The organism is Arthrobacter sp. MP_M4 (assembly GCF_035984855.1).
Classification (GTDB): Bacteria; Actinomycetota; Actinomycetes; order Actinomycetales; family Micrococcaceae; genus Arthrobacter.
The window spans coordinates 134,896-161,545 of the sequence record NZ_JAXCHX010000005.1 but is presented as its reverse complement, the minus strand read 5'-3'; the positions used below and the strand labels follow the sequence as shown (position 1 = coordinate 161,545).

Genomic DNA, 26,650 nt, shown 5'->3' with positions numbered 1-26,650 from the left:
GTCACTGAACTGCCTCCTGTGAGGGGTGGTGTGGTCGTTTGATGATGGGCAGCCGGCGCGCCCACAGCTTGATGCCCTGCCAGCGGATCTGCGCCGCGGCCCGCAGGGGTGCCGCCGGAACCGCGAGCGCCGCAGCGAGGATGTTCGGCACGGTGGCCTCGCGGCGTTTCCCGTCCATGCTCGCGAGGAAGGGCTGTTGCCCGTCGCGCTCCAGGACGATCGAGACGGCAAGGCGTTCGCCGGGTTCCGGGAGTCTCATCCGGTACTGGCCGTCGACATCGTTAAAGGGCGAGACGTAGAAGGCCTTGGGGACGCTGGCGCGGCCGGCGCCGTCCGTTTCGAGGAGGTAGCAGTGCCGTTCGCCGTAGGTGTTGTGCACCTCGGCGACCACGCAGCGCAGCTCCCCGGCGGCGTCATGGCACCAGAACAAGCTGAGCGGATTGAAGACGTGCCCGAACACCCGGGCGCTGGCCAGCATGGTGATCCGGCCGCCGTCGGGCTCGATCCCCCGGCTGGCGAGGAACGCCTCCACGTTGCCGCGCAGGGTGCCGTCCGGGTTGCCCAGGTGGTCCGCCACCCGGAATCCGGCGAGGGGACGGAGCAGGCGGGGCAGGGAAGGGAGCCGGTCGACGTCGACGTACCAGCTGTAGCTGCGGTAGGTGAACGCGTTCTTCAGCGGGCTGCGGCGCACATGGGCGATCGAGGTGCGGTAGATGGCGGCGGTGCTCATGCGCCCTCCGCGGCGGCGCTCTGCAGGTCAGGGTCGACGGCGACGGCCCGGTACTCCTCGTTCAGGGCGACGGCGGGGTGGTTCCAGCCGCGTCCCAGCCGTTCAGCTGCCCGGACACCGGAGAGGGCGCCGTCCTCGTGGAATCCCCAGCCGTGGTAGGCGCCGGCGAAGGCCAGCCGGTCATCGCCCAGGGCCAGGATCTGTTCCTGCGCGCGGAGCGAGTCCGGCGTGTACTGCGGGTGTTCGTAGACCATCCGGTCCAGCACGTCGGTATCCGCGATGAGCTCGGATTCGCCAAGGCTGACGATGTAGCGTCCGCCGTCCGCGGGGTCCAGCCGCTGCAGCCGGGTCATGTCGTAGCTGACCAGGACCTTGTCGGGGCGGGCGTCGCAGGAGGGCAGCCGGTAATTCCAGGAGGCCTTGGCGTTGTCGCTGGCGGGCAGCACGGCGTCGTCGCGGTGGAACACGGTGTGGTTGACCGAGTAGGGCATGCCGGCCAGGGCGGCCTGCTCCGCAGCCGAGGCGTCGGTGAGCATGGCCAGCGCCTGGGCCGGGTGGGTGGCGATCACGACGGCGTCGAACGCCTCGGTGCGGAGGCCGCCGTCGGCGCTCCCATACGTCAGTTCCACGCCGTCCGCGTGGCGTCGCACTCCGGCAACCGGGCTGGCGAGGCGGATGTCCGGCAGCGTGGCGGCGAGCTTGTCCACATAGCTGCGTGAGCCGCCGGTGACGGTGCGCCACTGCGGGGAGCCGGAGACTCCGAGCAGCCCGTGATGGCCCAGGAAGGTGAAGAGGTAGCGGGCCGGGTAGGCGAGCGCGGTGGTCGGGTCGCAGGACCAGACGGCGCTCACGATCGGGGTCATGAAGTGCGAGATGAAGTAGGTGCTGAACTTTTCCCGGGAGAGGAACTGGCCCAGGGTCAGCTCCGCCTTCCCTGTGCTGTCCCCGGCGGGGGGACCTTCGGCCAGCAAGACGCGGGCCTTGCGGTAGAAGCGCATCACCTCCAGCAGCATCAGCAGGTAGCGTCCGCGCAGCAGGGTGGCCGGCCCGGGAAGGATGCCCCGGCCCTTGGCCCGGGCTCCGGCGTATTCCAGCCCGCAGCCGTCGCAGCGGACGGACATGGACATCTCCGAGTCCTGGGTTTCGATGCCCAGCTCGGCGAAAAGCCGCAGCAGCGTGGGGTAGGTCCGTTCGTTGTGGACGATGAAGCCGGTGTCGATCCGGAGATCCGGGCCGCCGGCCTGCGCGACATCGTGGGTGTGGGCGTGGCCGCCCAGCCGGGAATCCGCTTCGAAGAGGGTGACGGTATCCTGCCGGTTCAGCACGTACGCGGCGGTGAGTCCTGCCACCCCGCTGCCGATCACGGCTACTCGCCGGCCCTGCGGAATCCCTGCTGCGTCTGACACTGATCTGCTCCTGTTGACTGGTCCATCGATTGCCTCGGTGGTGACGGCGGAATCGTCTTATGGACAATTCGTCGCCGGCCGCCCAACGGATGTGTGCGACTTTCCAGCGTTCCGCACGAGTCCAATGTGCCAGAATGAAGCGGGATTGCGGTCCCGCCTCACCGGAACCTGCGAAGGGCAGCCCCTTGATCAACCCCGTTCACCTGCGGACCCTTGTCGAAGTGACCCGGCTGGGGTCCTTCGCAGCGGCCGCCGCCCGGCTCGGGTATACGGCGTCGGCGGTGTCCCAGCAGATGTCCGCCCTGGAACGGGACGCCGGCGTCGAGCTGTTCCTGCGCTCGGCCCGCAGCATCCATCCGACCGAGGCCGCCCAGGTCATGACCCGGCATGCGGCGAAGGTCCTCACGGACATCGAGGCGCTGATGGCGGCGGCGTCCCGCACCGCAGACACCACCCGGCAGGAACTCCGGTTGGGGATTTTCCCCAGCCTGGCCACGTACGTTTTGCCGCGGATCCTGGCGAACCCGGCCTGGAAGAAACTCGGCATCGATTTGCGGGTCTCGGTCGCGGAGCCGGCCCAGACCATTGCGGGCCTGCGCACCGGCGGCGAACTCGACGTCGCGCTGGTCTATCAGGTGGGGCAGTCCGGCCTCGCCTGGCCGCACACCGTGAACCGGCAGTGGATCGGCGACGACGACTTCCGGGTGGTGTTGCCGGCCGCCTGGGGCATCGGCACCGATTCCAAGGTCGCCGCGGACCACCTCTCGGACATGCCGTGGATTGTGCACCATCCGGGCACGTCCGATGCCACGGTGATCGAGCGGCTCTTTGCCAGCTGCAACCTCCATCCCCGGGTGGTGGCGTACAGCGATGATTTCCACGCGAGCCTGGAGATGGCGGCGGCCGGGCTGGGCGCAGCACTGGTTCCGGAGCTGGCCCTGCGGCACCGCCCCGCCGGGGTGGTGGTGCTGGACGTTCCCGAGATCCGGCTGGCCCGCAACGTCTTTGCCCTGCTGATCAACGAAAAGCAGACCGCCCAGGTTCAGCTCTTCCTGGACTTGCTCGCGGATACGTTCAGTTCCCGCGGGGCCGTTTAAAGAGTCCGTGGAGAAGTCCGGTCCCCATCCCGGTGAGCGCGTTGATGAGCCGGTGCTTGGTCCGGGTGTAGGGCGGGTAGATCAGTGCCAGCGTGTCCGGCCGCTGGGGTTTGGCCAGGGTGGAGCGTTCATGGGAGAAGGTCCGCACGGAGTGCTCCCCGTGGTAGGCGCCCATGCCGCTGCCGCCGACCCCGCCGAAGGGCAGCCCGGGAACCATGAGGTGCGCCGCGGGGACGTCGAAGCACAGGGCTCCCGAGGACGTCCGCTCGGCGAATGCCCGGCGGGTAGCGGCGTCGCTGCTGAACACGTAGAGCGCCAGGGGCTTGGCGCGGTCATTGATCATCCGGATGGCTTCCTCGCGCCCCGCGACGGGAACCAGCGGGAGCAGCGGACCGAAGATCTCCTCCCCCATCACGGTGTCCCCGGGGGCGGGACGGAGCAGGGTGGGGGCGAAGTGGCGGGTGGCCGCGTCCCGTTCCCCGCCGTGGACGACGGTGCTGGCGTCGGCGAGGCCCGCGAGCCGGGCGAAGTGCTGGTCGTTGATGATCCTGCCGTAGGACTCACTGCGGGCCGGGTCCGGGCCGAAGAGCGCCGCGATGGCCGTGACCAGCTCACGCTGCAGCGGAACCAGCACGTCCTCGGTGGCGAGGACGTAGTCCGGCGCCACGCACGTCTGCCCGGCGTTCAGGAACCGGCCCCACGCGATCCGTTTGGCCGCGTTGGCAAGGTCCGTGGAGGAGTCGACATAGGCCGGGGACTTGCCGCCCAGTTCCAGGGTTACCGGCGTCAGGTGCTCCGCCGCAGCGCGCAGCACCACCTTGGCGGCGGCTTCCCCGCCGGTGAAGAAGATGTGGTCGAAGGGCATCGCCAGCAGTGCCGTGGTCTCCGGGATGCCGCCCTCGACGACCTCTGCCGCGCCGGGCAGGTACTCCGGAATCCAGCGTGCCAGGGCGGCCGAAGTGGCCGGGGCGTGTTCGCTGGGCTTGAGCACCACGGTGTTGCCGGCGGCGAGGGCGCCGGCAAGGGGAGCGAGCAGCAATTGCAGCGGGTAGTTCCAGGGACCGATCACCAGCACCACCCCCAGCGGGGTCAGCTCGGTCCAGGCTTTGGCGGGCTGGACGGCGAGCGGCACGGGGACGGGGCGGGGCCGCAGCCAGCCTTCAAGGTGCTTTTGAAGGTGGGCGGTCTCGGCGTCGGCGAATCCGATCTCCGTCAGGAGCGCCTCGGTGGGGTGTTTGCCTAGGTCGCTTGCCAGCGCCTCGGTCAATTCGGTGCGCCGCTCGGCCAGCATGCGGCGCAGGCTGGCCAGCTGCTCGAGCCGCCAGGCCAGCGGCCGGGTGGCTCCGCTGTTGTAAAGTTCACGGGCGCGGACGACGGCGGGGGCAACAGTTTGCATCCGCTCAATGTACCGGTCCCGTGGACCCGCGGGCGGTGCGGTACCGGATAAAACCTTGGGAATGCTGGAATGGGCCGGTTTTCAGGGCTATGTTGAAGTTATGAACAAGGTAGCGAGCAAACACTTCGGAGAGGTGCAGCTCAACCACGGAAGGGACCATAACTTCACCGCCAAGCATGAACTGGCCGGTGAACTGGTGGAGCTTGACCTCAACGTCAACGCCCATGACCACTTCGACGAAGCGGCCATGCACAAGGTGGACTACCGGCTGCGTTTCCTTCCCGAACTGGTGGATCAGGTCCGTGAAATGATCGCCGATGAACTCGAACAGGACGGCACCAGCCCGCAGGAGTACCGGCACTTCCATTGCAACGCCATCAAGGACGAGCACTTGAAGAAGGTCTTCGGCGTCGAGGACAAGAACCAGCTCACCGACGCCGTGTTCCTCAAGGCCCTCAAGCTGGGGCACGTGGGCATCTTCCCCGGCCAGCCGGAACGCTACTTCGTCCTGGACTTCACGCTCGGCAAACACTTCACGGACGAGGTCCTGGTGGCGTCCGCGGACGAGGACGGCGTCGTGGACGACGAAATTCTCTGGGAATCCTGAACCGGCTGCTGCAAACCAGGCCTTTCGAGCGGTGAAAACGTACGACGCCGGCCGGTCACCCGTGAGGGGTGGCCGGCCGGCGTCGTTGGTTCACTTCAGCTGTGGTGCAGCTACTTGGCCGCTTCGAGCAGGCCGGCGCGGACTGTCCGGGTGGCCGCGACCAGGTTGCGCAGCGACTCCTCCGTTTCGGCGTAGCCGCGGGTTTTCAGGCCGCAGTCCGGATTGACCCAGAGCTGGCGGGCCGGAACGTGCCTGACGGCCGTACCCAGCAGGTCGGTGACTTCCTGCTCCCCCGGCACCCGCGGCGAGTGGATGTCGTACACGCCCGGACCCACGCCGCGGCCGAAGCCATGGGACTCGAGGTCGTGGACCACTTCCATGCGGGAGCGGGCCGCCTCGATCGAGGTGACGTCGGCGTCGAGGCCGTCGATGGCGTCGATGATGGCGCCAAACTCGGAGTAGCACAGGTGCGTGTGGACCTGCGTGGCGTCACCGGCGCCGGCGGTGGCGAGGCGGAAGGCCTTTACCGACCAGTCCAGGTACGCGGCCTGGCCGGCCGTGCGCAGCGGCAGGAGCTCGCGCAGCGCGGGCTCGTCCACCTGGATGATTTTGATGCCGGCCGCTTCGAGGTCCGCGATTTCGTCGCGGAGGGCCAGGGCCACCTGGTTGGCGGTCTCGCCGAGCGGCTGGTCGTCGCGGACGAAGGACCAGGCGAGGATGGTGACCGGGCCGGTGAGCATGCCCTTCATCGGCTTGTTCGTCAGGGACTGCGCGTAACGGGCCCATTCCACCGTGATGGGGGCGCGGCGGGTGACGTCGCCCCACAGGATCGAGGGGCGGGTGCACCGGGAGCCATAGGACTGGACCCAGCCGTGCACGGTCACATCGAAGCCTTCAAGGTTCTCCGCGAAGTACTGGACCATGTCGTTGCGCTCGGGCTCGCCGTGGACCAGGACGTCGAAACCGAGCTCTTCCTGCAGCTGCACCACGCGCTGGATCTCATCCTTCATGAGCTGTTCGTACTGCCCGGTGCTGAGCTCGCCCTTGTGGGCGCGGGCCCGGGCAGAGCGGATCTCAGCGGTCTGCGGAAACGAGCCGATGGTGGTGGTCGGCAGCGGCGGCAGGTGCAGGGCCGTGGCCTGTGCGGCTGCACGGACGCCGTAAGCGGAGCGGCTGAAGTCGGCACCGGTCAGGCCGTCGGTCCGGGTGCGGACCTCGGTCCGGCGGACACCGTCGGCCGCGGCGCGTCCGGCGATGATGCGGGTGGCCTCCTCGATGGCCGGCAGGACATCCCGTGTCGGGAGACCGGTGGCCGGATCGGTCAGCAGGCCGGCAAGGGTGACCACCTCACGGACCTTCTGGTCGGCGAACGCGAGCCAGCTGCGCAGCTGCGCGGGTAACTGGACTTCCTCGTCGACGTCGTGCGGGACGTGCGCGGTGGTGGTGGAGGTGCTGACGGCCAGCTTGGCGACGGAGGCCGTCAGTTCCGCGATTTTTGCCGCGGAGGCGGCGAGATCGTTGCGCCAGATGTTGTGGCCGTCCACGACGCCGGCGACAAGGGTCTTGTTGCCCAGGGCGGCAAGGGCCGCCGCGGAGGGGACGGCGCCTTTGAAGACGTCCACGTGCAGGGCGTCGATGCCGGTGGCGGCGAGGGTGCCGAGCTGGCCGTCGAGCGCACCGTACGGGGTGGAGACGAACAGCTGCGGGCGGCGCGTGGCGGCGGCAAGCACCTCGTAGGAGCGGGCGACGGCGGCCTGGACCGCGTCAGGCGCGGTGTCCTGGTCCACCACGAGGGCGGGCTCGTCGAGCTGGACCCAGCTCGCGCCGGCGGCGGCGAGCTTTTCCAGCAGGGCCGTGTAGACCGGCAGGACGTCCTCGAGCCGGGACAGCGGGCTGAAGCCGTCCGGGGCGTCGTCGGAGGCCTTGCTCAGCAGCAGGAAGGTGACCGGGCCGACGATGTACGGGCGGGTCTCAATACCGTTGGCGAGGGCGTAGGCAAACTCTTCGACGATCCGGGCGCAGGTCAGGGAGAAGTTCGTTTCCGGACCGATTTCGGGGACGAGGTAGTGGTAGTTGGTGTCGAACCACTTGGTCATTTCCAGCGGCTGCTGGTCGGTGGTGCCGCGGGCGAGCGTGAAGTAGCCCTCGAGGTCCAGCTGGCCCTGGGCGTTGAGGAGGTCGCCGAACCGGGCGGGAACGGCGCCGAGGTGGGCGGCGGCGTCGAGCACCTGGTCGTAATACGAGAAGGTGCCGGGGATGGCGGCAGCCTCGGTAAGGCCGAGCTCCTGGAGGCGCCGGGCTGTGCCGAGCTGAATGTCCTTGGCGGCGGCGTCGAGGGCCGCGGCATCGAGAGTGCCGGTCCAGTAGGCTTCGACCGCCTTCTTCAGTTCCCGGCGCCGGCCGATGCGCGGGTAGCCCAGGATCGAGGCAGCCGGGAAAGGAACGGGGTTAAGGGTGTTCGTGATGGTCATAAGATGTCCTAAAAATTTGTGGTGTGATGCAGAGGAAGAGTGGTGGTCAGCTGGCGAGCCGGCGGCTGCCGGCCGTGCGCTGAAGGTTCCGCTGGTGGGTCCGCCGGGGACGCGCCAGTGCGAGTTTGTCCAGCACGTCGAGGGCGGCGGTATGTTCGTTGAAGGTATAGAGATGCAGCCCGGGGGCGCCGGCGGCCAGGGCCGCATTGGCCAGGTCCACGGTGGCGCTGACCCCGATCCGGGTGCGTTCGGCGTCGGTATCGGCCGCAGCCAGCCGTTCAATCAGTTCCGGGTCCGGTGCGACTCCGGCCAGCTCGCCGAGCCGGTTGAGCCGGCGGATGCTGGTGAGCGGCATAACGCCGGGGATGATCGGGATGGTGACGCCGGCCCGGCGGGCACGGGTCAGCAGGTCTGCGTACTGTTCGGTACGAAAGAAGACCTGGGTGATGGCGAAGTCGGCGCCGGCGCGCTGCTTGGCCAGGAGCACCTCGACGTCGTGGGCCTCACTCGGTGATTCCGGGTGCCGGGTGGGGTAGGCGGCCACGCCGACCGCCACCTTGCCGGCGCAGAGCAGCGCGGAGCGGCGCTGTTCGACCCGGCGGATGAGCTCGATCAGGTCCTGGGCGTACCGCAGTGACCGCCCGGGCGGGACAACGTCTCCCTTGGGCTGGTCGCCCCTGGGCTGGTCGCCGCGCAGGGCCAGGATGCCACGGACGCCGACGTCGAGCAGCTCACCGATGATCTCGGCGAGCTCCTGCGGAGAGTTTCCCACGCACGTCAGGTGCGCCAGCGGCCGCAGGGTGGTCTCCTGGACGAGGCGGGTGACGAGTTCGACGGCGGTGGCCCGGTTGGAGCCGCTGGCGCCGTACGTCACGGACACGTAATCCGGGTCCGTGCTTTCCAGTTCGCCGATGGTGGTCCAGAGTGATTCGGCGGCCGCTGCTGTGCGCGGCGGGAACAGTTCATAGGACAGCGCTACGGGGGCCGTTCCGGTGAGATGTGGATGGGTGTCAATAAGGCTTGGTGGAGACATTTGCGTCCTCGGCTGGAAGCACCGGCAGGATCGCCGTTGAAAACGGGGGCCGCCGGTGGGTTGAGTTGGGGAACACGGAGGGAACCCGGCAGGACGCAGCCGCGACTGTTACGCCTGATACGAGGTTGTCCGTGAGCAAATGTCAGGCCCACATGGGGGCACCCACACCCTCCTGGGCCGCCGTAGGGGCTGGCCTTCAGCGGAGGATCGCTGACACGTTACTGAGGTAACTGGTTGGAACTCTACGTGCAGAGCGGCGGCGGTTCAACCCGGCTGCCGAATTAAGACGCAGCTTTACGCGGGATTCAGGGTGCTGGCAGAATTTTCTTCGCTGCCACCCCGCTCCGGCTTGCCGGCGGGCTGCCCGGCACTGCGGGGCGCTGGGTGGCACGCAGCAGCCCGCAGCGGAATTGCCGGTACCGGGGGCCCTCCCCATCGCGGGGCCCCGGGGCTATCCTTTTGCCATGATCCAGCTACCAGCCAGTTATCAGGAGTATCTCGCCGGCAAGAGCGAGAGTTTCATCAACGCGGTCCGGCCCATTCTGATGCAGTCCTCCGCGGACAGGGCATGCGGAGTGCGGGTGGTAATCCTACCTCACGCCCACCAGGCGCACCTGGATGAGTCGATTCCCTTCGGCATGGTCGTGGAGGACATCGACTGATGCCGGGCTGTCAGCTTCCCGGCCGGAGCAGCTCCGGGGTCCTGACGGTAAGGCCCGGCGTCGCCCTGACCGGGACTTGTCGGGACTAGCCATCGAGCAGGAGCCGCTGCGAGCGGGGCGCCAGGGCGTGTTCGAGGACGAGGCAGGCGGCGCCGATCGCGCCGACGTCTTCGCCCACCCCCGTGCCCACGACGTCGATTTCGTGGATTTTCCGGGTGTCGCTGAGCTCCCGGACCAACTCGGGGATCCGGGCAAGATAGAGCCGGGAAAGGCAGGTCCAGAACGGCCCGCCGAACACCACCCGGTCCACGTCCAAAGCGTTGGTGATGGTCGAGACCGCCCGGGCCACCAGCACAGCCGAGCGGTCGATGATGGCTTCAGCCTTCGGGTCGCCGGCGTCGGCGGCAGCGCACAGTGCGGTGATGCTCTCCTGGATGGCGGGGCCGGTCACTGCCTCGAGAGGACCGGTCAGCACCCCGGCGGCGACGGCCTGGGCCACCAGCACCTGGGGTATGCACGAGGCTTTGATGCAGCCGCGCGTTCCGCAGTCGCAGAGCGGCCCGTCGGGGTCCACGATGATGTGCCCTATCTCACCGGCGTTACCTGAGGTCCCACGCACCACTTCATCGTTGAGCACAATGCCGCAGCCGATGCCGGTGCCCATATACATAAACACGAAACTGCCGGAGCCGCTCGGCCCACCGGCCCACGTCTCGGCCACAGCGGCACTGGTCACGTCCTTGTCCACGATGGTGGTCAGGCCCGTGGCCGCGGCCAGGGCGTCCCGGAGCGGCACGTGGTCCCAGCCGGGCAGGAGCGGAGGGTCCACCACCGTGCCCTCCTCCAGGTCGATCGGGCCGGGCGCTGCGACGCCAAGGCCGGCGATCCGGGCCGGGTCGACGCCGGAAGCCGCAATGATCTGCTTGATTTCGGCGGCAATGGTATCGATCACGGACCCGGGATCAGTGCCGGCCGGGGTCTTGATCCGGGAATGCTTGACCACCGCGCCCACCAGGTCCAGCACCACGCACGTTGTCACGGCCGGATCCAGGTGGACGCCGACCGCGTACATGCCGGAGGACTTCAGCTTGAGCATGGTCCGCGGTTTACCCGGCCCCGTGCCTTCCTTGCCTGCCTCGTAAATGAGGTCCTGGTCCAGCAGCCGGCGGGAGATGTTGGAGATGGTTTGCGGGGACAACCCGACGATATGGGCCAGCTCCACCCGGCTGAGGCCCGCCGGCGACCGCCGGATGGCATCCAAAATCACCGTGAGGTTGAAGTCCCCCATGCGGGGCAAATTGGTTCCGCGCCTCGGCGAGGGCTGGCGGATCTCAGACACTGATACCCCTAAACGTCTTTGGCTGCGCACTGCTTATCTCAGAATCGTACGTTACGCCCCTGGGACGGTAACCGCCCACCCGGGCAGCGTCACACTTCATCGGGTCTCCGTACGCTGGCCGTCACCGTGAACTTCGGGTTCCGGCCGGCCTCACGGGTGGGGCCGATCAGCCGCTCCAGCGCGGGGCGGTAACGGAGGTGGCTGTTGAACACGGTCCATAGTTCGCCACCCGGCGCGAGCACCCGTCCGGCGGCTTCCATCAGTTTAAGGCCGGCGCCGGCATGCACGGCCGCGCCGACATGGAAGGGCGGGTTCAGCAGGATCAAATCGGCGCTGCCCGGCGGAAGCGAGTCCATGGCGTCGTCCTGAAGGGCCGTGATGTGCCCTGCGAGCGAGTTCGCCTGCGCTGTCGCCCGCGCGGAGTCGACGGCGGCCGCGGACTGGTCTGTGGCCGTCACCCGGGAGCCCGGATTGCTGCGGGCGTACATGGCGGCGAGGATTCCGGTACCGCACCCGAGATCGATAGCATGCCGCGCCGCCGGCATCTGCGGCAGAAACTCCAGGAGGAACCGGGTGCCGATGTCCAGCCCGGTGCCGGCGAAGACGGCCCCACGCGCGCACACGGTCAGGCCCAACTCGGCGTTGACGCCGCTGACCGGAAACTGCGGGGCGCTGCTGGCAGGCTTGGGACCCCTGGCCAGCAGGACCCGGGACTTCTGCCGGGCACGCTGGGGCTGGACCTCGCCGAAGTGGCGCTCCAGCACGGTGTTCATGCCCAGGCTCATGTGCTTGACCCGGCCGCCGGCCAAAAGTACGACGCCGGGCGCCGCGTGACGGGCGACGGCGTCGGCGATCTCCTCGAGCTCCGCGAGGGACTTGGGCAGCTGAAGCAGCACCACGGTGGCCCCGGACAGGAGCCCGGCACCAAACGGTATCTGCTCGAAGCCGCCGTCGATCCCCAGCTTTGCGGCATTATGGCGAAGCGCGCGCCCACCGGTAATGAGATCCTGGTGCACCCTGACCGGGCCGACCGCCCCGTTGCGCCCCTCAGACGTCAGGGTGCCGAGGGTCAGCGCGCCGTAGCGGTCCCCTACGATGGCCAAGCCGCCGGCCGCGTTGATGATCCCGGCGTCCGCAAGGTCGCGGACGGTGTCCAGGAGGAGCGTGTCCGTGGCATCCCAGGCCTGCAGGTTGGCAGCCTCCACATCGGGAAACCTGCTCAAGCCGGAGAACAGAGATTCACGCTTGGTGTCCGCCACGGGTGGGCTGCCGCCTTCGGTTGGGTCCGGTTGAAAGGAAGGGTGGTGGGCCTGCCGGCACGCCGGCACGCCCTGATCCACGCCCCAAGTTTAGTCGAGCACGCATGCCGGGGCGCGCGGCGGCATTGCTAAGCTGAATCCCACCCTGATTTCCCCCACCCGCGAAGGCGGCACATCATGGCCGATAGCCCCGTTCAGCCCCGCGGTCCGGTCCGGACCACCGCCCCGCACTCCTCCCCCGCCGCGGATTCCCCGCTGCAGTCCGCCGGGCGGACTGCCGGCCGGCTGCTGCTGGGAATGTTCCTGGTGGTCGCTGGAGTCAGCCACCTGACCTTGGCCCGTGTGGCGTTCCGCGCCCAGGTGCCGCCTTGGCTGCCCCTGAACGTGGACTTTGTGGTAATGGCCTCCGGGCTGGCGGAGATCGGTCTGGGCTTTGCCCTGCTGTTGCTGCGGAAACGGCGGATTGCCCTCGGCTGGATTGTCGCGGCCTTCTTCGTGGCCGTATTTCCCGGAAACATCTCCCAGTTCGCTACGGGCACCGATTCCTTCGGCCTCAACTCGGACCTTAGCCGCGGAATCCGCCTGGCATTCCAACCGCTGCTGGTGTTCTGGGCGCTGTGGTCCACCGGCGCGTGGCGGGCCTGGCGGGAAACCCGGCGTTCTGCACGGTAACCCTCTCCTCGTAGCACACGTCACGTTAAACAGCGCGAGGCCCTGCTCTGTGAGCAGGACCTCTTCGGTGGAGCTGAGGGGACTCGAACCCCTGACCCCCTGCATGCCATGCAGGTGCGCTACCAGCTGCGCCACAGCCCCGAATGTGCCGGGAAAACTTGTCCGGTGATGGAACGTTTTCCTTGAAGCAACCTGATTATCTTAAACCACAAAGCCGGTTCGCGCGAATCGGCGCACGGGGCCGGCCCGCACAAAGAAAAAATCCGCCGGAACCTCTCGATTCCGGCGGATATTCGGTGGAGCTGAGGGGACTCGAACCCCTGACCCCCTGCATGCCATGCAGGTGCGCTACCAGCTGCGCCACAGCCCCGAATTTTCGTTGCTGCGGAGCCGTGAGCTTACGCTCGCGGTCCCGGCTTTTAGTCCGGATTTCTCCGAAGCAACTCAAATATCTTAGAACAGCCTTTCAGTGAATTCCAAATCGGGCATATTCCGCTGGTCCTGGCGCCTAGTCGGTCTCGGTGGCCGCAGCGGCCTTCGCCGAAGCGTCATCGCCAAGCTGCAGGTCCACGACGGGGCAGTCCTTCCACAGGCGCTCCAGGGCGTAAAACACACGGTCTTCCTCGTGCTGGACGTGGATGACGATGTCGCCATAGTCCAGCAGGACCCAGCGGCCGCCGGAACGCCCCTCGCGGCGGATCGGCTTGAGCTCGAACTTGGAGAGTTCGTCCTCGATACCGTCGACGATGGCATTGACCTGCCGCTCGGACGGCGCCGAAGCAATCAGGAAAATATCGGCCAGGGCCAGCCGTTCGCTGACGTCCATGGCGACAACGTCCTCAGCGAGCTTTTCTGCGGCGGCTCGTGCGGCGTGGCGGGCTGTGGTGATGGATGAATCTGTTGCAGTCACGGGACTCCTTGTTGGGCTAAAGAAAAACTGGGTAAAAGCAGGTAAGGCGAAAGCTGGTGTTGGGCAAGCGCCGGATGGCCGGCCTGTCGGGCCGAATCCGTCGACGGTGTTCTAGCCGGAAAATCCTGTCATCACGAGGATGAGACCGATAACCAGGGCGATCATGCCGAGGCCCAGGACCGCGAACTGTGCGATGCGCAGCCTCCGGGCCCTGCCCAGGCCGGCGGTGTCGGCGTCGAGGGGATCAAGCCCATAGGCGGCGTTGGCGGCGACCGGCGCCCTAACGGTGTCGTCTGTCACGGACAGGTCGGCAGGCCCTGCGCCGGTGGCGGGAGCCGCACCTGCCTGGCTGGGTTCAGCCTCGCTGGAGGAACTCGTCCGCAGGGACTCGGACGTACGCGACGGCTCGACCCGGGACCCCGGAACTGTGGTGGCCGGAACGGATATGACCGGAATGTGCGATGTCGCAGGGCGCTTCAGGACCGGCCGGTCGATCCCGGGAACCCGGACAAATTCCAGGGGTGTGACCATGGCCAGGTTGAAGGCCGTGGCGGGGTCAGCGCGTTCAGGCTCGAGCCTGCTGCCCGGCCCGGGTTTGCCGGTCGGTTCCGCCTGCGGGCCGGCGGGGTCGGAGCCGGCGGGGTCGGAGTCGGCGGGGTCGGAGTCGGCGGCGCCGGAGTCCGTGGCGTTGATGTGGTTCATCTTGGCCAGCTGGTTCTGGGCCTGCCGGGCCAGGAGTTCACGTGCTGCGAGGGCTTGCTCCACAGTCATGCCTGCGGCCCCCGGTGCACCGGGCGTTGCCGTGGCAGCTTCGGCAGCCAGCTGCAGCAACCGCAGCTGGCGCCGGGTGAGGGTCGCCTCGGCGAGACTGCCCTCGTTCCCGGCCAGCTCCTCGATGGTACGCAACGTATCGCGGTCCCGGGCGCGGACCTGCGCGGCCCGCTCGGAGGGTGTGATGCTGCGGATTGCGTCCACGGGTCCCGGAATCCTGCGGCGGCCGGTGACTCCTACCTCCGTGGGCCCGCCCGGATCCCCCAGGACCGTTGCCCGAGCCGGGTCAGGACTGCTGCCGGCAGGGGCATCGGAGGCAGTGGCACCGGAGGCAGTGGCGTCGGAGGCAGGGGAAACCGCTGCCGTGCCCGGTGTACCGGGCTTCCGGTTCCCTTTCGGGCGTCCAGCTCCGGCCTGTCGCAGTTCGCGACGGTTGAGGATTGGTGGCTGGTCCTGGCTCATTGAAGACTCATTCGGTGCTGGCGGGTTGGGCTGACTCGGTGCTGCGGTCGTAGCGCACGGCGTGGACGCTGGAGGTGTGTCCGGTGTCCGGATCGTCACCGTACAGCCCGTATTTGGCGATGTACTGCACCACACCGTCCGGGACGAGGTACCAAACCGGGTTGCCTTCCGCCACCCTGCTGCGGCAGTCCGTCGAGGAGATCGCCATCGCGGGAACTTCGAGCAGGCTGACGTCCTTGCGGCCCATTCCGTCCAGGACGTGGCCGGGACGGGTGACACCGACGAAATGCGCGAGCGACCACAGTTCGTCGATGTCCTTCCACGACAGGATCTGCGCCAAGGCGTCCGCGCCGGTGATGAAGAACAGGTCCGCGTCGGGGCGCAGCGTATGCAGGTCCCGGAGCGTGTCGATCGTGTACGTGGGCCCGGGCCTGTCCACGTCGACCCGGCTCACGGTGAAGCGGGGATTCGAGGCTGTGGCGATGACGGTCATGAGGTACCGGTGCTCGGCCACGCTGACCTTTTTACTCAGTTTCTGCCAGGGCTGGCCCGTCGGCACGAAGACCACCTCGTCCAGATCGAACTTGGCTGCGACTTCGCTCGCCGCGACAAGGTGGCCGTGATGAATGGGATCGAACGTGCCGCCCATCACACCCAGCCGCAGACGGCGCTGGGCGCCGGCCTGCTTCACGATGGCGGAAATATTAGTGGCCTTGGCTGTGATCGTGCTTGTTCGGGTGCTGGCGGTGCGGGTCTGCGTGCTCCTCGACCGCTGCATGGCGCCGGCCCAGGTTGCCGTAGGACAACGTGACAAACAGCAGGACCATGAGGACCACGAACATCACCGCGCCCACGACGAGCGGCGGCGCGATCAGCGGCGCAAGTTCCTCGTGGCCTGATTCGCCCGCGGCGGCGATGATTGTGGCGATCTGCTGCGACAGCATGTTCTCCCCTAGTGAGCTTAAGAATTGACGACGGCGGATGTCCCCGCCGTGCTGGACTTCGCTTCCATGTTACAGCGTTGCTAGGCCCTGATCTGGCCTTCGCCCTGGACGATCCACTTGGTGGTGGTCAGCTCCGTCAGGCCCATGGGACCGCGGGCATGCAGCTTTTGGGTGGAAATGCCGACCTCGGCCCCCAGGCCCAGCTCGCCGCCGTCCGTGAAACGGGTGGACGCGTTGACAATCACGGCTGCGGAATCGACCTCGGCGATAAACCGCTCAGCGTTGCCGAGGTCATTGGTCAGGATGGCTTCCGTATGGCCGGTGGACCAGGTACGGATGTGCTGAACGGCGTCGTCCAGGCTGTCCACCATGGCCACGGCGAGATCAAGATCCATGTACTCGGTGGCCCAATCCTCGTCCGTGGCGGGGACGGACTCCACGGAGGCCGGCAGGGCCGCGCGGATCCGTGCGTCGGCATGCAGCGTGACGCCGGCACCCCGCAGGGCCGCGGCGACGGCGGGCAGAACAGTTGAAGCGGAGTGGACCAGCAGGGTCTCTACGGTGTTGCAGACGCTGGGCCGCTGGGTCTTGGCGTTGAGCAGGATGTCCACCGCCATGTCCTCGTCCGCGGAGGCGTCCAGGAAGATGTGCACGTTGCCCTCACCGGTCTCGATGACGGGCACCTTGGCGTTGGCCACGACGGACTGGATGAGGTCACGGCCGCCGCGGGGAATCAGCACGTCGACCCGTCCGCGGGCACGCATCAGTGCATTCGCGCCTTCCCGGCCGAACTGGTCGACGCTTTGCACGGCGTCGGCGGGCAGCCCCACCGACTCCAGCGCCTCGCGGAGCACCGTGATGAGGGCCTCGTTGGTGGCGGCTGCCGCGGTACCGCCACGGAGGATGACCGCGTTGCCGCTTTTCAGGCCCAGCCCGGCGATGTCCACGGTGACGTTGGGACGGGCCTCATAGATGGCAGCGACAACCCCCATGGGCACGTTAACCTGGCGAAGCCGCAAACCGTTGGGCAGGGTCTGGCCCCGCACCACGTTGCCGACCGGATCGGGCAGGTTGGCGAGGTTCTCCAGAGCGACGGCGAGAGCTTTGATCCGGCTGTCGGTCAGGGTGAGCCGGTCCAGCATCGCCGCAGAAGTACCGTTTGCTTTTCCGGCCGCGACGTCCTTGGCGTTGGCGGCGAGGATGTGGCCCGCACGCTCCAGCAGCGCGGCGGCGATGGCCCGAAGACCGCGGTCTTTCCAGGCCCGGTTGGCGCGGGCCATCCGGCGGGCGGCGTAGCGGGAGCGGTCGGCAATGGCGTGGACGGCCGCCTCGACGTCGCCGGCCGCGCTGTCTTGCGGCGGCGTTTCCGCGGTGGCTCCGCGGCTGCCTTCCGCCGGTCCGTCCGTGGGGAGCACGCCGTCGGCAAACAATTGTTCGGCGAGCAGGGCAGAGCGGGGGGTCAGGGCCTCAGTCATGCTTCCAGTTTAGGCGGGCGGCAGGCTCAGACCAGCACCAGATCGTCAACATGAACAACAACCCGGTCATATCCGCGGCCGAGCTCCTTGCCGAGCTCCTGCGTGGAACGCCCAAGCATCTGCGGCAGCTCTCCGGCCGCGTAGTTGACCAGGCCCCGGGCAATGACGGTGCCGTCGGGCGAGACCATTTCCACGGCGTCGCCGGCCTCAAAGTGTCCGCGGACGGCGGAAATACCGGCGGGGAGAAGCGAGGTGTGGCGGTCGCGGACGGCCTTGACCGCGCCGTCGTCGAGGACCAGCGTCCCCTCCACGGAGGCAAGGTGCGCCAGCCACAGCAGCCGCACGGGCTTGCGGGAACCGTTAACGGAGAACCAGGTCCCCACATCCTGGCCCGCCAGCGCTGCGGCGGCGTTACCGGTGGAGGTGACCAGGGCGGGAATGCCCGAGTCCGCAGCAATGGTGGCGGCTTCGACCTTGGTGACCATTCCCCCGGTGCCGGTGCCTGCCTTTCCGGTGCGTCCGATGGTTACGCCTTCGAGGTCCTGCGGGCCGGTGATGTGGGCGATCCGCCTGGCTCCGTGTGCGGGTGGGCCATCGTAGAGCGAGTCGACGTCGGAGAGCAGGACGAGCGCGTCGGCGCGGACCAGGTGGGCGACGAGGGCCGCGAGCCGGTCATTGTCGCCGAAGCGGATTTCATGGGTGGCGACCGTGTCGTTTTCGTTGACCACAGGCACGACGCCGAGGTTCAGCAGCCGGTCGAGGGCGCGCAAAGCGTTCGCGTGCTGCCGGCGGCGCATGAAGTCATCGGCGGTGAGGAGCACCTGGCTGACGGTGACGCCGTGGGCGCCGAAGGCGTGCGTATAGCGTGCCATCAGCAGGCCCTGGCCCACGCTCGCGGCTGCCTGCTGGGTGGCGAGGTCCCGCGGCCGCTTGGCCAGTCCGAGGGGGGCGAGCCCGGCGGCGATCGCTCCGGAGGACACCAGAATAATCTCGGTGCCGGCGTTGCGCTTCCGGGCAAGGGCGTCCGCCAGTTCGGTCAGCGCCTCCTCAGAGATTCCGCCCTTGATGGATGTCAGGGACGAGGACCCTACCTTGACCACAATCCGCCGGGCGCCGGACAGTGCTGTCCTGTCGGCTCCCGGCGCCGCGGCAGGGTGTGCAGTGACGGCTTTACTCGTCATCTGCTTCGCCCAGTCCACTCTCCTTGAGCGGCTTGGCGATCCGGCGGCTGCTGACGGATTCAGTCCAGATGCCGGCTTTACGTTCCGCTTCGAGCTCGGCGCGGGCCGCTGCCTTGGCTTCACGGCGTTCAACCTGCTCGTCACGTTTTTGTCCACGGGTGGGCCGGTCGCCGATGTCGGCGAAGCGCACGTCGGTGCCGCGGGGTGCTGCCAGCAGCTCGGCGCCCGCCATCATGGTCGGCTCCCAGTCGAAGACGACGCCGTCGTCCTCGCCGATGACCACCATGTCGCCAGGCACGGCGCCCTGCTTGAACAGCTCATTTTCGACGCCAAGCTTTGCAAGGCGGTCGGCGAGGTAGCCGATGGCTTCCTCATTGGTGAAGTCGGTCTGCTTGACCCAGCGCACGGGCTTGTCACCGAGGACGCGGAACAGCGGCTCCAGGTTCTTCTCCTCGCGGCGGATCTTGAAGCCGGACTCGTTCACTGCACGCGGCTTGAGCACCGGGGCGTGCACCTTCGGCGGGGCGGCGGCGAGGGCGTCGCGGGCGGCCTGCACGATTTCGCCCATGGCAAAGCCGAGCTGGCGGAGTCCTTCGTGGCTGGTGGCCGAGATCTCGAAGACCTTGTAGCCGCGCGACTCCAGCTCCGGGCGGACAAATTCCGCCATGTCCTTGCCGTCGGGCAGGTCCACCTTGTTCAGCGCGATCAGGCGGGGACGGTGGTTGAGTGGAACGACTTCGCCGTCAACTCCGCTGTAGCTCATGTCGACGGCGTATTTCTCCAGCTCGGCCTCGATGACAGCGAGGTCCGAAAGCGGGTCGCGGTCGGATTCGAGCGTGCCGCAGTCAAGGACGTGCACCAGGGCGGCGCAGCGCTCAACATGGCGCAGGAAGTGGTGGCCGAGGCCTTTGCCTTCGCTGGCGCCCTCGATCAGGCCCGGGACGTCGGCGATGGTGAACCGGACGTCGCCGGCCTGGACAACGCCGAGGTTGGGAATCAGGGTGGTGAAGGGGTAGTCGGCGATCTTGGGCCGGGCGGCCGACATGGCGGCGATCAGGCTGGATTTGCCGGCGGAGGGGAATCCGACCAGGGCAATGTCGGCGATGGACTTCAGTTCCAGGACGACGTCGCTGGACTCACCTTCGATGCCGAGCAGCGCGAACCCGGGGGCGCGGCGCTTCTGCGAGGAGAGCGAGGCGTTGCCAAGGCCGCCGATGCCGCCGGCGGCCGCAATGTATTCGGCTCCCTCGCTCACGAGGTCTGCGAGGACTTCGCCGGACTTGGACTTGACCACGGTGCCGACGGGCACCGGGAGGATCAGGGTTTCGCCGTGTTTGCCGGCGCGCCAGTCGCCCATTCCGGGGCCGCCGTTGGTGGCGTGGCGGTGGGGCGCGTGGTGGTAGTCCAGCAGGGTGGTGGTCTGGGGATCGACGCGGAGGATGACGTCACCGCCGTTACCGCCGTTGCCGCCGTCGGGACCGCCGAGGGGCTTGAACTTCTCACGGTGAACGGAGACACAGCCGTGGCCGCCGGTACCGCCGGATACGTGCAGTACTACCCGGTCTACAAAGCTCGCCACGTGGATCTCCTCAGTGCTGTTCCCGAAGGCGTCCAGAGACACCCAGGATGATGGTAATGCGGTTAAAACACCGGTGGAGCGGACCTAATGGCCCGCCCCACCGATTTAAGACTGGTTGTTACTCTGCAGCTGCAGCAGCCACGATGTTCACAACGCGGCGACCACGGCGGGTGCCGAATTCGACAGCGCCGGGGGTCAGTGCGAACAGGGTGTCGTCGCCGCCGCGGCCAACGCCGGCGCCCGGGTGGAAGTGGGTGCCACGCTGGCGGACGATGATCTCGCCTGCGGAAACTACCTGGCCGCCGAAGCGCTTGACGCCAAGGTACTGGGCGTTTGAGTCACGACCGTTGCGAGTGGAACTCGCGCCTTTTTTATGTGCCATTTGGAAATGCCTGCCTTAAAATTCTGGGGAATCTGCTGAAAACCTGAACAGTAACGGTAAGTTACTTGATACCGGTGATCTTGACCTTGGTCAATTCCTGACGGTGACCCTGGCGCTTCTTGTAGCCGGTCTTGTTCTTGAACTTCTGGATGACGATCTTGGGACCGCGAAGGTCCTCAAGGATCTCAGCCGTAACCGTTACCTTGGCCAGGTCCGAAGCTGCAGACGTGACCTTGTCACCGTCTACCAGGAGCAGTGCGGGCAACTCAAAGGTGCTGCCGGCTCCACCGGGGACGCGGTTCAGGGTAACGAAGTCTCCAACGGAAACCTTCTCTTGGCGGCCGCCTGCGCGGACAATCGCGTACACCACTGGGGAACTCACTTCTCTCGACGTTTATTACTAGATTTGCGTGCGGAACCTGGGTCCAAAGTTGATGGTCCGGCTCACGCTGTGCCTCTACGCCGGTGGGTTCCCCGGGGGAACCCATGAGCTATCCCGTGGACATTCGCACTCGAAATCAAGTGGAGCGTCCTCAAGGTCATAACCCAAGTGTTGGCGTAAGCACCGAAGATCCAGACTACGCTAATTTCGCCTTCGGCCGCAAATGAGGCTGGTTCCGAAGTGGGGTACGTGATAAGCGACACCCTGTATGGACGGGGCGAGGCTGCAACGACTTCCGGAACCGTGCCTAACTATCGTACAGGCTACCCGTCACGCAGCAGCCCAGGCGTGCGGCTGCGGCGCGTCGGGAACCTTAAGGAGAGACCCCGTGCCCTCCTCCCCCGGACTGACAGCTGCTTAACGACGCGGCGGGCGCGGTCCGGACTTTGGGAGAACTGCTCCCGGTCCGGACCGCACCCGCGGCCTTGCTGGCGTGCTGCCGGGTCAGAGCTCGGACGCCGGAACACCGACGCCGAGGATGATCGGTTCGCTTGAGGGACGCGTGGCTACCGGCGCGGCCGGGGCTTTGGCCTGGTGCACCGCAACGGCTGCCGCCTGCGGAGTTTCCCGGCGTTGTTCCACCGAGGTCTCGTTGGCGGCACCCTGGGCGCGGCTGGCACTGCGGTTGCGGCGGCCGCGGCGCGGCCGGGACGTTCCGGCGTCAGCCTCGGTCCGGGCTGCGGCTGCCGGAGCCGTTATTGCCCGCTCCTGCACGGCGGGCTCCTGGCGGGACGGCAACTGGTCTACCGGCAACTGGTCTGCCGGCTTCTGGGCCGGCGGGGCCGCGTCGGCCGCGCCGAGGTGGGCGAAGGCCTCGGTCAGCAGGTCCAGGGTCAGTGCCGGCGATGCGGCCTGGTCGGCGTGCTCCACGAACGGCAGGGCGACCTGGTCGCCGCCGAAGGTCAGCACGGCACCGGGACGTCCGTCGGCTTCCTCGGCTGCCGCTAGCTCCACGGCGGCGTCGACGGCGGCCTGGCGGGCTCCGGCCTCTGCCGCGGCGGCTGATTCCCCGTCATGCAGGTGGGCGGCGTGGGCAGCTGCTGCGATGTTTGTCAGCGCGGCGCGGGTCGCCTCGGCCTTGGCGTGGCGCTCGGCGTCGGTCGGTTCGGCGTGCACCGCTGCCGGGGCTGCCTGCTCGTCTGAGCCCTGGCCGCCCCGGCCGCGGCGGCGGCTCTTACGTTCGGTGCGGGCGGCAGGCTGCTGCTCAGTGCGGGGCACGTGGTGCTCGGCGGCCACCACGTTGGCGCGGCGGTGTTCCACAGGCTCGTCGTGGGTGACGATGCCGCGGCCGGCGCACGCTTCGCACTGTTCGCCGAAGACTTCCAGCAGTCCGGTGCCCATCCGTTTGCGGGTCATCTGCACGAGGCCCAGCGAAGTTACTTCCGCCACCTGGTGCTTGGTCCGGTCCCGGCCCAGGCACTCCACCATGCGGCGCAGCACGAGGTCGCGGTTCGATTCGAGCACCATGTCGATGAAGTCGATCACGATGATGCCACCGATGTCGCGCAGCCGGAGCTGGCGGATGACTTCTTCGGCCGCTTCGAGGTTGTTCTTGGTGACGGTTTCCTCCAGGTTGCCGCCGCTGCCGGTGAACTTGCCGGTGTTGACGTCCACCACGGTCATGGCTTCCGTGCGGTCGATGACCAGGGAGCCGCCGGAGGGCAGGAAGACCTTGCGGTCCAGGGCCTTGTGGATCTGCTCGTCGATGCGCCAGGCGGCGAAGATGTCCGTGTCCTTGGTCCACTTCTCCAGCCGGCCCACCAGGTCCGGGGCCACGTAGGTGACGTAGGCCTCGATGGTGTCCCACGCTTCCTCGCCGGAGACGATCAGCTTGGAGAAGTCCTCGTTGAAGACGTCACGGACAACCTTGATGGTCAGATCCGGTTCGCCGTAGAGCAGCTCGGGTGCCAGAAGCTTGGTCGACGTCGACTGGCTTTCGATGCCCTCCCACTGGGCCCGGAGGCGGTTGATGTCGTGGGTGAGCTCTTCCTCGGACGCGCCCTCCGCAGCGGTGCGGACAATGACGCCCGCATCCTCGGGCAGGCGGTCTTTGAGGATCCGCTTGAGGCGGTTGCGTTCGACGTCGGGCAGCTTGCGGGAGATACCGGTCATGGAACCGCCGGGGACGTACACGAGGTAGCGTCCGGGCAGTGAAATCTGGCTCGTGAGGCGGGCGCCCTTGTGGCCGACCGGATCCTTGGTGACCTGGACCAGGACGGGATCGCCGGACTTCAGCGCGTTTTCAATCCTGCGCTGCTTGCCTTCAAGGTTGACGGACTCCCAGTTGACTTCGCCGGCGTAGAGGACGGCGTTGCGTCCGCGTCCGATGTCAACGAAAGCGGCTTCCATGGACGGCAGCACGTTCTGGACTTTGCCCAGGTAGACGTTGCCGATCAGGGAGTCCTGCTGCGTCTTCGAGACGAAGTGTTCGGCCAGCACACCGTCTTCAAGGACGCCGATCTGGATTCTGTCGTCGCGCTGGCGGACGATCATCTGGCGGTCAACGGATTCCCGGCGGGCCAGGAACTCGGCCTCGGTGATGACGGTGCGGCGGCGGCCGGTGTCGCGGGATTCACGGCGGCGCTGCTTCTTTGCTTCGAGCCGGGTGGATCCCTTCAGGGACGTGACGCGGTTGTTGACGGGGGCCTCGGTGGCAACGCGGGGTGCGCGGACCCGGGTCACCGTGTTGGGCGGATCGTCGTCTTCCCCGCCCGTCAGCTCCAGGTCCTGCTCACCACGGCGGCGGCGCCGGCGGCGGCGGGACGTGACGCCGTCCTCAAGCTGCTCCCCGGTGTTTTCGTCCGCTTCATCGTCCGCGTCCTCGGACTCGTTGTCGGCGCCCGGCTCGCTGTTGTCGGATCCGCGGCTGCTGCGTCCCCGGCGTCCCCGGCTGCGGCGGCGGCGGCGGCTTCCGGCGTCGTCGCCTTCGCCTTCACCTTCCTCCTCAGTTTCTTCTTCGTCAGCTTCCGCCGTGGCGGCAGCCGGGGTAGGGCGGACGGCAGCGGCCAGGTCCGGGGCCTGGAAGATCATGGAGGAGAGCATGCCTGGCTCCAGGAAGAGTGAGGCGGCGGAGGGCACCTCGGCGGCAGCTGCTGCGGCGCTCTCTGCAGGCGCAGCGGTGGCCGCCGGAGTTGCCTCCGCGGCGGGGCTTTCCGCGGCGGGCGTTTCGGCGGCGTGGTTCCCGACAGCCGGGGTCTCAACAGCAGACGTTGCCGCGGCGGGGGCGGCGGACTTGGCGCGGCTGGCCCTGCGCCGGACCGGCTTCTCGGCCGGCGCGTCTGCCGTCCCGGCGACGGTCGTTTCCACGTCGGCGGCTGCGGGCCCTGCGGATGCCTCGTCAACGAACACCGGAAGGGTTTCGGCCGGTTCGGGGACCTTGCGGGTGCGTGAACGCCGGGCAGGAGCTTTCGCGTTGGCTTCGGGGGCAGGAGCCTCCGCGGCGGGAGCGTCGGCATCGGCGGCCGGGACTGCTGTGTCCGTTGCCGTTTCTGCTGAGGGTCCGCTTTTGGGAAGGGCCTTGCGGCGGGTCCGGAGGGGCCGCTTCGGCGGCGTGACCGCGGCCGGTGCCTCTACTGCTTCTGCAGTCTTTCCGGCGACGCGCGGTTCTTCGTTCCCTGTTACAACCTGGTCATTATCCATATGTGGCGACACTCCTGCCCCTGACGTGCCGCCACATCCGGCACCCGTGAGGGCAATTATTTGTCAACACCCGCGGGCATTGACAGAAGTCAATTGGATACCCTCAGGTTCGCACCGGCAGTGGGGTGCGGCAGCCCTGAAGGGCCGGCGGAAATGTTCGAAAACCCGTTGATCTACTCGTCACAACCAGGTGCCGTCCAATGGAATTGCGGGACAGCCTGGACCAGAGGATCCGACGCGTCCTGCTCATCATTGGCGGTCTTGGAAACAAAATCGCCGGACCGGGACCCGGATGTGGATCGGGTTCCAGCCACGAACATTGTCTCACAAGAGCCGTCAAAGCAGGCGTAAGCGAGGCATCCGGACTTGGGTCCGGACCGAATGCCTTAGGAGAGCTCCACGGCGCCCGGGGTCCACCCAGCCGCCGGCGATACAATCAAAACCAGTTGCACCCGACCGAAGGACAGTCATTCCATGCCCAGCATCTCCAGTGCCACCGGCGAGTCAGCCGCGCGGCAGCACGGTCCCAGCACATCCGTTGCCGACCGGCCGCTGCCCCCGATGACCCGTGACCGGCCGTTCGCGTGGCTCCTGCTGATCACCGGCGTCGTCGGCTGGCTTGCCTCCGGGGCCCTGGTGCTGGAGAAGCTCGCGGTGCTCAAGGACCCCAGCCATGTGACGGTCTGCGATGTGAACCCGTGGATCTCCTGCGGGCAGGTCATGCAGACCTGGCAAGGTTCGGTGTTCGGCTTCCCCAACATGTTCATGGGCATCGTGGCGTTCGCGGTCGTCATCACCACAGCGATGGGCATGCTCGCCGGGGCAACGTTTGCGCGCTGGTACTGGCTGGGCCTTCAGGCCGGAGTAACCCTCGGCTTCGCGTTCGTGGTCTGGCTCTGGTCGCAGGCGCTGTACTCCATCCACATCCTTTGCCCGTTCTGCATGGTTGTCTGGGCTGCGATGATTCCGCTCTTTGTCTGGGTTACCGTCCGCAACGTGACCCACGGCGTACTGCCAGTGCCGGCCGGTCCTGCCCGGATCCTTGGCGACTCCGGGTGGATCGCCGTCGCACTGCTCTACGTCGCTGTGGTGGCGTCCATTTTCTTCGCCTTCATCCAGGTCTTCATCGGAACCTCAGGGTACTAAGGCAACAACCGCCGGATGATACGCCTCCGGCGGTCCGGCCGGGTCACCGCGCTGAGGTGACAGTTAAGGCCAATGTTCGCGATGAACATTGGCCTTATCTGTCACCCCGACGGGTGGGACGGTTCGAAAGACTCCTAGAACCAGATCTTAATCTCGCGCTCGGCGGATTCCGCCGAGTCCGAGCCGTGGACCAGGTTCTGCTGCACCTTCAGACCCCAGTCGCGGCCGAAGTCGCCGCGGATGGTGCCGGGGGCCGCCGTGGTGGGGTCGGTGGTGCCAGCGAGCGAGCGGAAACCCTCGATGACGCGGTGGCCCTCGAAGATCGCGGCGACGACGGGGCCGCTGAGCATGAACTCGACGAGCGGCTCGTAGAACGGCTTGCCCACGTGCTCTTCGTAGTGCTGTTCGAGGAGTTCACGGCTCGCGTGTACCTTCTTGAGTTCGGCCAGGGTGTAGCCCTTGGCCTCGATGCGGGCGATGATGCTGCCCGTGAGGTTCCGGCTGACGCCGTCGGGCTTGATCAAGACGAGGGTGCGCTCAATGCTCACAGTTGCTCCAATGTGTTGGGGTGGGGTCCGGGCTTAGTTTAGTAGGTCGCCGGGTTTAGTTCGTCGGCGCGTTGGGGTGTGATTCGTCCCAGGCTGCCTGGTCGCGTTCGCGCTGGGCGGCCTCGCGGTCTATCCGGATACCGGTGCGGATCCCGTACCACCAGGCCACCGCGAAGAGTGCGCCCACCAGGAACATCGCCGGTTCCAGGATGCCGGCGAGGATGAGCACAATCTGCAGGATCCAGCCCAGGCCTACGCCCCACGGTTTGGCCAGGACCGCGCAGGTGAAGACGAAGACGAGCGCCAGCACGATCCCGATGGAGAAAATGAGGACCGGCGCGAACTCGTCGCGCCGGAGCCCGAACACCGTGAGGGTGCCGAAGAGCACCACGAAGGCCTCCAGCAGCAGCACTGTCGAGGCGAACATGACTTTGGTGGAGCGGCGTTTCTTGGGCGTCCCAGGACGCCAATCGCGCTGGGCCTTGGTGAGTTTCGCCAT

The 26,650-nt window shown here is 67.4% G+C and carries 24 protein-coding genes and 2 tRNA genes; 5 read left to right on the top strand and 21 right to left on the bottom strand.

The window, feature by feature from the left end:
* Nucleotide 1: 1 nt before the first annotated feature.
* The gene (locus tag RCH15_RS07025; protein WP_326959402.1) at nt 2-730 is read right to left on the bottom strand and encodes a DUF1365 domain-containing protein; all 729 of its coding nucleotides are present in this window, start codon (nt 728-730) and stop codon (nt 2-4) included.
* Complete coding sequence (locus tag RCH15_RS07020; RefSeq protein WP_326959400.1) at nt 727-2,136, bottom strand: NAD(P)/FAD-dependent oxidoreductase; 1,410 nt, start codon at nt 2,134-2,136, stop codon at nt 727-729. Before RCH15_RS07020 ends, RCH15_RS07025 begins: the two co-directional genes overlap by 4 nt.
* Before the next feature lie 185 nt (nt 2,137-2,321).
* On the opposite strand from RCH15_RS07020, the gene RCH15_RS07015 reads away from it, so the two are divergent.
* On the top strand, nt 2,322-3,233 hold the full coding sequence (locus RCH15_RS07015; protein ID WP_326959398.1) for a LysR family transcriptional regulator: 912 nt from the start codon (nt 2,322-2,324) through the stop codon (nt 3,231-3,233).
* Here RCH15_RS07015 and RCH15_RS07010 read toward each other — a convergent pair.
* Nucleotides 3,211-4,629 (bottom strand): aldehyde dehydrogenase family protein, encoded by a 1,419-nt coding sequence (locus RCH15_RS07010; RefSeq protein WP_326959396.1) that lies wholly within the window; start codon nt 4,627-4,629, stop codon nt 3,211-3,213. The genes RCH15_RS07015 and RCH15_RS07010 overlap by 23 nt on opposite strands.
* A gap of 100 nt (nt 4,630-4,729) precedes the next feature.
* On the opposite strand from RCH15_RS07010, the gene RCH15_RS07005 reads away from it, so the two are divergent.
* Nucleotides 4,730-5,236, top strand: a complete 507-nt coding sequence (locus tag RCH15_RS07005) for a DUF2004 domain-containing protein (protein WP_326959394.1) — start codon at nt 4,730-4,732, stop codon at nt 5,234-5,236.
* A 110-nt stretch (nt 5,237-5,346) separates the two neighbouring features.
* Here the strand turns inward: RCH15_RS07005 and metE are convergent, their stop codons facing one another.
* Both metE and RCH15_RS06995 read right to left on the bottom strand, forming a co-directional pair.
* Entirely contained in the window at nt 5,347-7,707 is a 2,361-nt protein-coding gene (gene metE / locus RCH15_RS07000; RefSeq protein ID WP_326959392.1) for a 5-methyltetrahydropteroyltriglutamate--homocysteine S-methyltransferase, read from the bottom strand.
* A 46-nt stretch (nt 7,708-7,753) separates the two neighbouring features.
* Nucleotides 7,754-8,740, bottom strand: coding sequence for a methylenetetrahydrofolate reductase (locus RCH15_RS06995; protein ID WP_326959390.1), 987 nt, complete (start codon nt 8,738-8,740; stop codon nt 7,754-7,756).
* A gap of 464 nt (nt 8,741-9,204) precedes the next feature.
* Between RCH15_RS06995 and RCH15_RS06990 the strand changes: the two genes are divergently transcribed.
* Nucleotides 9,205-9,402, top strand: coding sequence for a hypothetical protein (locus RCH15_RS06990; protein ID WP_326959388.1), 198 nt, complete (start codon nt 9,205-9,207; stop codon nt 9,400-9,402).
* An 85-nt stretch (nt 9,403-9,487) separates the two neighbouring features.
* Here RCH15_RS06990 and RCH15_RS06985 read toward each other — a convergent pair whose 3' ends face one another.
* Both RCH15_RS06985 and RCH15_RS06980 read right to left on the bottom strand, forming a co-directional pair.
* A complete protein-coding gene (locus tag RCH15_RS06985) occupies nt 9,488-10,741 on the bottom strand; it encodes an ROK family transcriptional regulator (RefSeq protein WP_326959386.1) in 1,254 nt (417 codons plus the stop codon).
* Nucleotides 10,742-10,830: 89 nt separating this feature from the next.
* A complete protein-coding gene (locus tag RCH15_RS06980) occupies nt 10,831-12,000 on the bottom strand; it encodes a class I SAM-dependent methyltransferase (RefSeq protein WP_326959384.1) in 1,170 nt (389 codons plus the stop codon).
* A 177-nt stretch (nt 12,001-12,177) separates the two neighbouring features.
* Between RCH15_RS06980 and RCH15_RS06975 the strand changes: the two genes are divergently transcribed.
* Nucleotides 12,178-12,672, top strand: coding sequence for a DoxX family protein (locus RCH15_RS06975; RefSeq protein ID WP_442784506.1), 495 nt, complete (start codon nt 12,178-12,180; stop codon nt 12,670-12,672).
* A gap of 68 nt (nt 12,673-12,740) precedes the next feature.
* Here RCH15_RS06975 and RCH15_RS06970 read toward each other — a convergent pair.
* From RCH15_RS06970 to RCH15_RS06915, 12 genes are all read right to left on the bottom strand, one after another.
* Nucleotides 12,741-12,813 (bottom strand) — tRNA-Ala (locus tag RCH15_RS06970).
* A gap of 156 nt (nt 12,814-12,969) precedes the next feature.
* A tRNA-Ala gene (locus tag RCH15_RS06965) sits at nt 12,970-13,042 on the bottom strand.
* A gap of 138 nt (nt 13,043-13,180) precedes the next feature.
* Nucleotides 13,181-13,582 carry a ribosome silencing factor gene (rsfS, locus tag RCH15_RS06960; protein ID WP_326959382.1) on the bottom strand — a complete coding sequence of 134 codons (402 nt, stop codon included), beginning with the start codon at nt 13,580-13,582 and terminating at the stop codon, nt 13,181-13,183.
* A 111-nt stretch (nt 13,583-13,693) separates the two neighbouring features.
* On the bottom strand, nt 13,694-14,557 hold the full coding sequence (locus RCH15_RS06955; protein ID WP_326959380.1) for a hypothetical protein: 864 nt from the start codon (nt 14,555-14,557) through the stop codon (nt 13,694-13,696).
* Nucleotides 14,558-14,822: 265 nt separating this feature from the next.
* Nucleotides 14,823-15,464, bottom strand: coding sequence for a nicotinate-nucleotide adenylyltransferase (gene nadD / locus RCH15_RS06950; RefSeq protein WP_326959447.1), 642 nt, complete (start codon nt 15,462-15,464; stop codon nt 14,823-14,825).
* Nucleotides 15,465-15,519: 55 nt separating this feature from the next.
* On the bottom strand, nt 15,520-15,759 hold the full coding sequence (locus RCH15_RS06945) for a hypothetical protein (protein WP_326959379.1): 240 nt from the start codon (nt 15,757-15,759) through the stop codon (nt 15,520-15,522).
* Between the two features lie 80 nt (nt 15,760-15,839).
* Complete coding sequence (locus RCH15_RS06940) at nt 15,840-17,234, bottom strand: glutamate-5-semialdehyde dehydrogenase (RefSeq protein ID WP_326959377.1); 1,395 nt, start codon at nt 17,232-17,234, stop codon at nt 15,840-15,842.
* Nucleotides 17,235-17,260: 26 nt separating this feature from the next.
* Nucleotides 17,261-18,415 (bottom strand): glutamate 5-kinase, encoded by a 1,155-nt coding sequence (gene proB / locus RCH15_RS06935; RefSeq protein ID WP_326959375.1) that lies wholly within the window; start codon nt 18,413-18,415, stop codon nt 17,261-17,263.
* On the bottom strand, nt 18,405-19,994 hold the full coding sequence (gene obgE, locus RCH15_RS06930) for a GTPase ObgE (RefSeq protein WP_326959373.1): 1,590 nt from the start codon (nt 19,992-19,994) through the stop codon (nt 18,405-18,407). Before obgE ends, proB begins: the two co-directional genes overlap by 11 nt.
* A 118-nt stretch (nt 19,995-20,112) precedes the next feature.
* Nucleotides 20,113-20,376, bottom strand: coding sequence for a 50S ribosomal protein L27 (gene rpmA / locus RCH15_RS06925; RefSeq protein ID WP_009372867.1), 264 nt, complete (start codon nt 20,374-20,376; stop codon nt 20,113-20,115).
* A gap of 61 nt (nt 20,377-20,437) precedes the next feature.
* Nucleotides 20,438-20,746 (bottom strand): 50S ribosomal protein L21, encoded by a 309-nt coding sequence (gene rplU, locus RCH15_RS06920; RefSeq protein WP_326959445.1) that lies wholly within the window; start codon nt 20,744-20,746, stop codon nt 20,438-20,440.
* 516 nt (nt 20,747-21,262) lie between these two features.
* Complete coding sequence (locus tag RCH15_RS06915; protein WP_326959371.1) at nt 21,263-24,457, bottom strand: Rne/Rng family ribonuclease; 3,195 nt, start codon at nt 24,455-24,457, stop codon at nt 21,263-21,265.
* A 474-nt stretch (nt 24,458-24,931) separates the two neighbouring features.
* Here RCH15_RS06915 and RCH15_RS06910 point away from each other — a divergent pair, with 474 nt between their 5' ends.
* A complete protein-coding gene (locus RCH15_RS06910; protein ID WP_326959369.1) occupies nt 24,932-25,603 on the top strand; it encodes a vitamin K epoxide reductase family protein in 672 nt (223 codons plus the stop codon).
* 134 nt (nt 25,604-25,737) lie between these two features.
* Here RCH15_RS06910 and ndk read toward each other — a convergent pair whose 3' ends face one another.
* Both ndk and RCH15_RS06900 read right to left on the bottom strand, forming a co-directional pair.
* Nucleotides 25,738-26,151, bottom strand: a complete 414-nt coding sequence (ndk, locus tag RCH15_RS06905) for a nucleoside-diphosphate kinase (RefSeq protein ID WP_326959367.1) — start codon at nt 26,149-26,151, stop codon at nt 25,738-25,740.
* Between the two features lie 55 nt (nt 26,152-26,206).
* A complete protein-coding gene (locus RCH15_RS06900; protein WP_326959365.1) occupies nt 26,207-26,650 on the bottom strand; it encodes a DUF4233 domain-containing protein in 444 nt (147 codons plus the stop codon).

What these genes read in the sequence shown, in the direction of transcription:
- RCH15_RS06910 (WP_326959369.1), top strand. Translation starts at nt 24,932, where the DNA reads ATGCCCAGCATCTCCAGTGCCACCGGCGAGTCAGCCGCGCGGCAGCAC.
- RCH15_RS06975 (WP_442784506.1), top strand. Translation starts at nt 12,178, where the DNA reads ATGGCCGATAGCCCCGTTCAGCCCCGCGGTCCGGTCCGGACCACCGCC.
- metE (WP_326959392.1), bottom strand. Translation starts at nt 7,707, where the DNA reads ATGACCATCACGAACACCCTTAACCCCGTTCCTTTCCCGGCTGCCTCG.
- proB (WP_326959375.1), bottom strand. Translation starts at nt 18,415, where the DNA reads ATGACGAGTAAAGCCGTCACTGCACACCCTGCCGCGGCGCCGGGAGCC.
- RCH15_RS06995 (WP_326959390.1), bottom strand. Translation starts at nt 8,740, where the DNA reads ATGTCTCCACCAAGCCTTATTGACACCCATCCACATCTCACCGGAACG.
- RCH15_RS06900 (WP_326959365.1), bottom strand. Translation starts at nt 26,650, where the DNA reads ATGGCGAAACTCACCAAGGCCCAGCGCGATTGGCGTCCTGGGACGCCC.
- RCH15_RS07025 (WP_326959402.1), bottom strand. Translation starts at nt 730, where the DNA reads ATGAGCACCGCCGCCATCTACCGCACCTCGATCGCCCATGTGCGCCGC.
- RCH15_RS06945 (WP_326959379.1), bottom strand. Translation starts at nt 15,759, where the DNA reads ATGCTGTCGCAGCAGATCGCCACAATCATCGCCGCCGCGGGCGAATCA.
- RCH15_RS06940 (WP_326959377.1), bottom strand. Translation starts at nt 17,234, where the DNA reads ATGACTGAGGCCCTGACCCCCCGCTCTGCCCTGCTCGCCGAACAATTG.
- rpmA (WP_009372867.1), bottom strand. Translation starts at nt 20,376, where the DNA reads ATGGCACATAAAAAAGGCGCGAGTTCCACTCGCAACGGTCGTGACTCA.
- RCH15_RS07010 (WP_326959396.1), bottom strand. Translation starts at nt 4,629, where the DNA reads ATGCAAACTGTTGCCCCCGCCGTCGTCCGCGCCCGTGAACTTTACAAC.
- RCH15_RS07005 (WP_326959394.1), top strand. Translation starts at nt 4,730, where the DNA reads ATGAACAAGGTAGCGAGCAAACACTTCGGAGAGGTGCAGCTCAACCAC.
- RCH15_RS06915 (WP_326959371.1), bottom strand. Translation starts at nt 24,457, where the DNA reads ATGGATAATGACCAGGTTGTAACAGGGAACGAAGAACCGCGCGTCGCC.
- RCH15_RS06990 (WP_326959388.1), top strand. Translation starts at nt 9,205, where the DNA reads ATGATCCAGCTACCAGCCAGTTATCAGGAGTATCTCGCCGGCAAGAGC.
- nadD (WP_326959447.1), bottom strand. Translation starts at nt 15,464, where the DNA reads ATGGGCGGCACGTTCGATCCCATTCATCACGGCCACCTTGTCGCGGCG.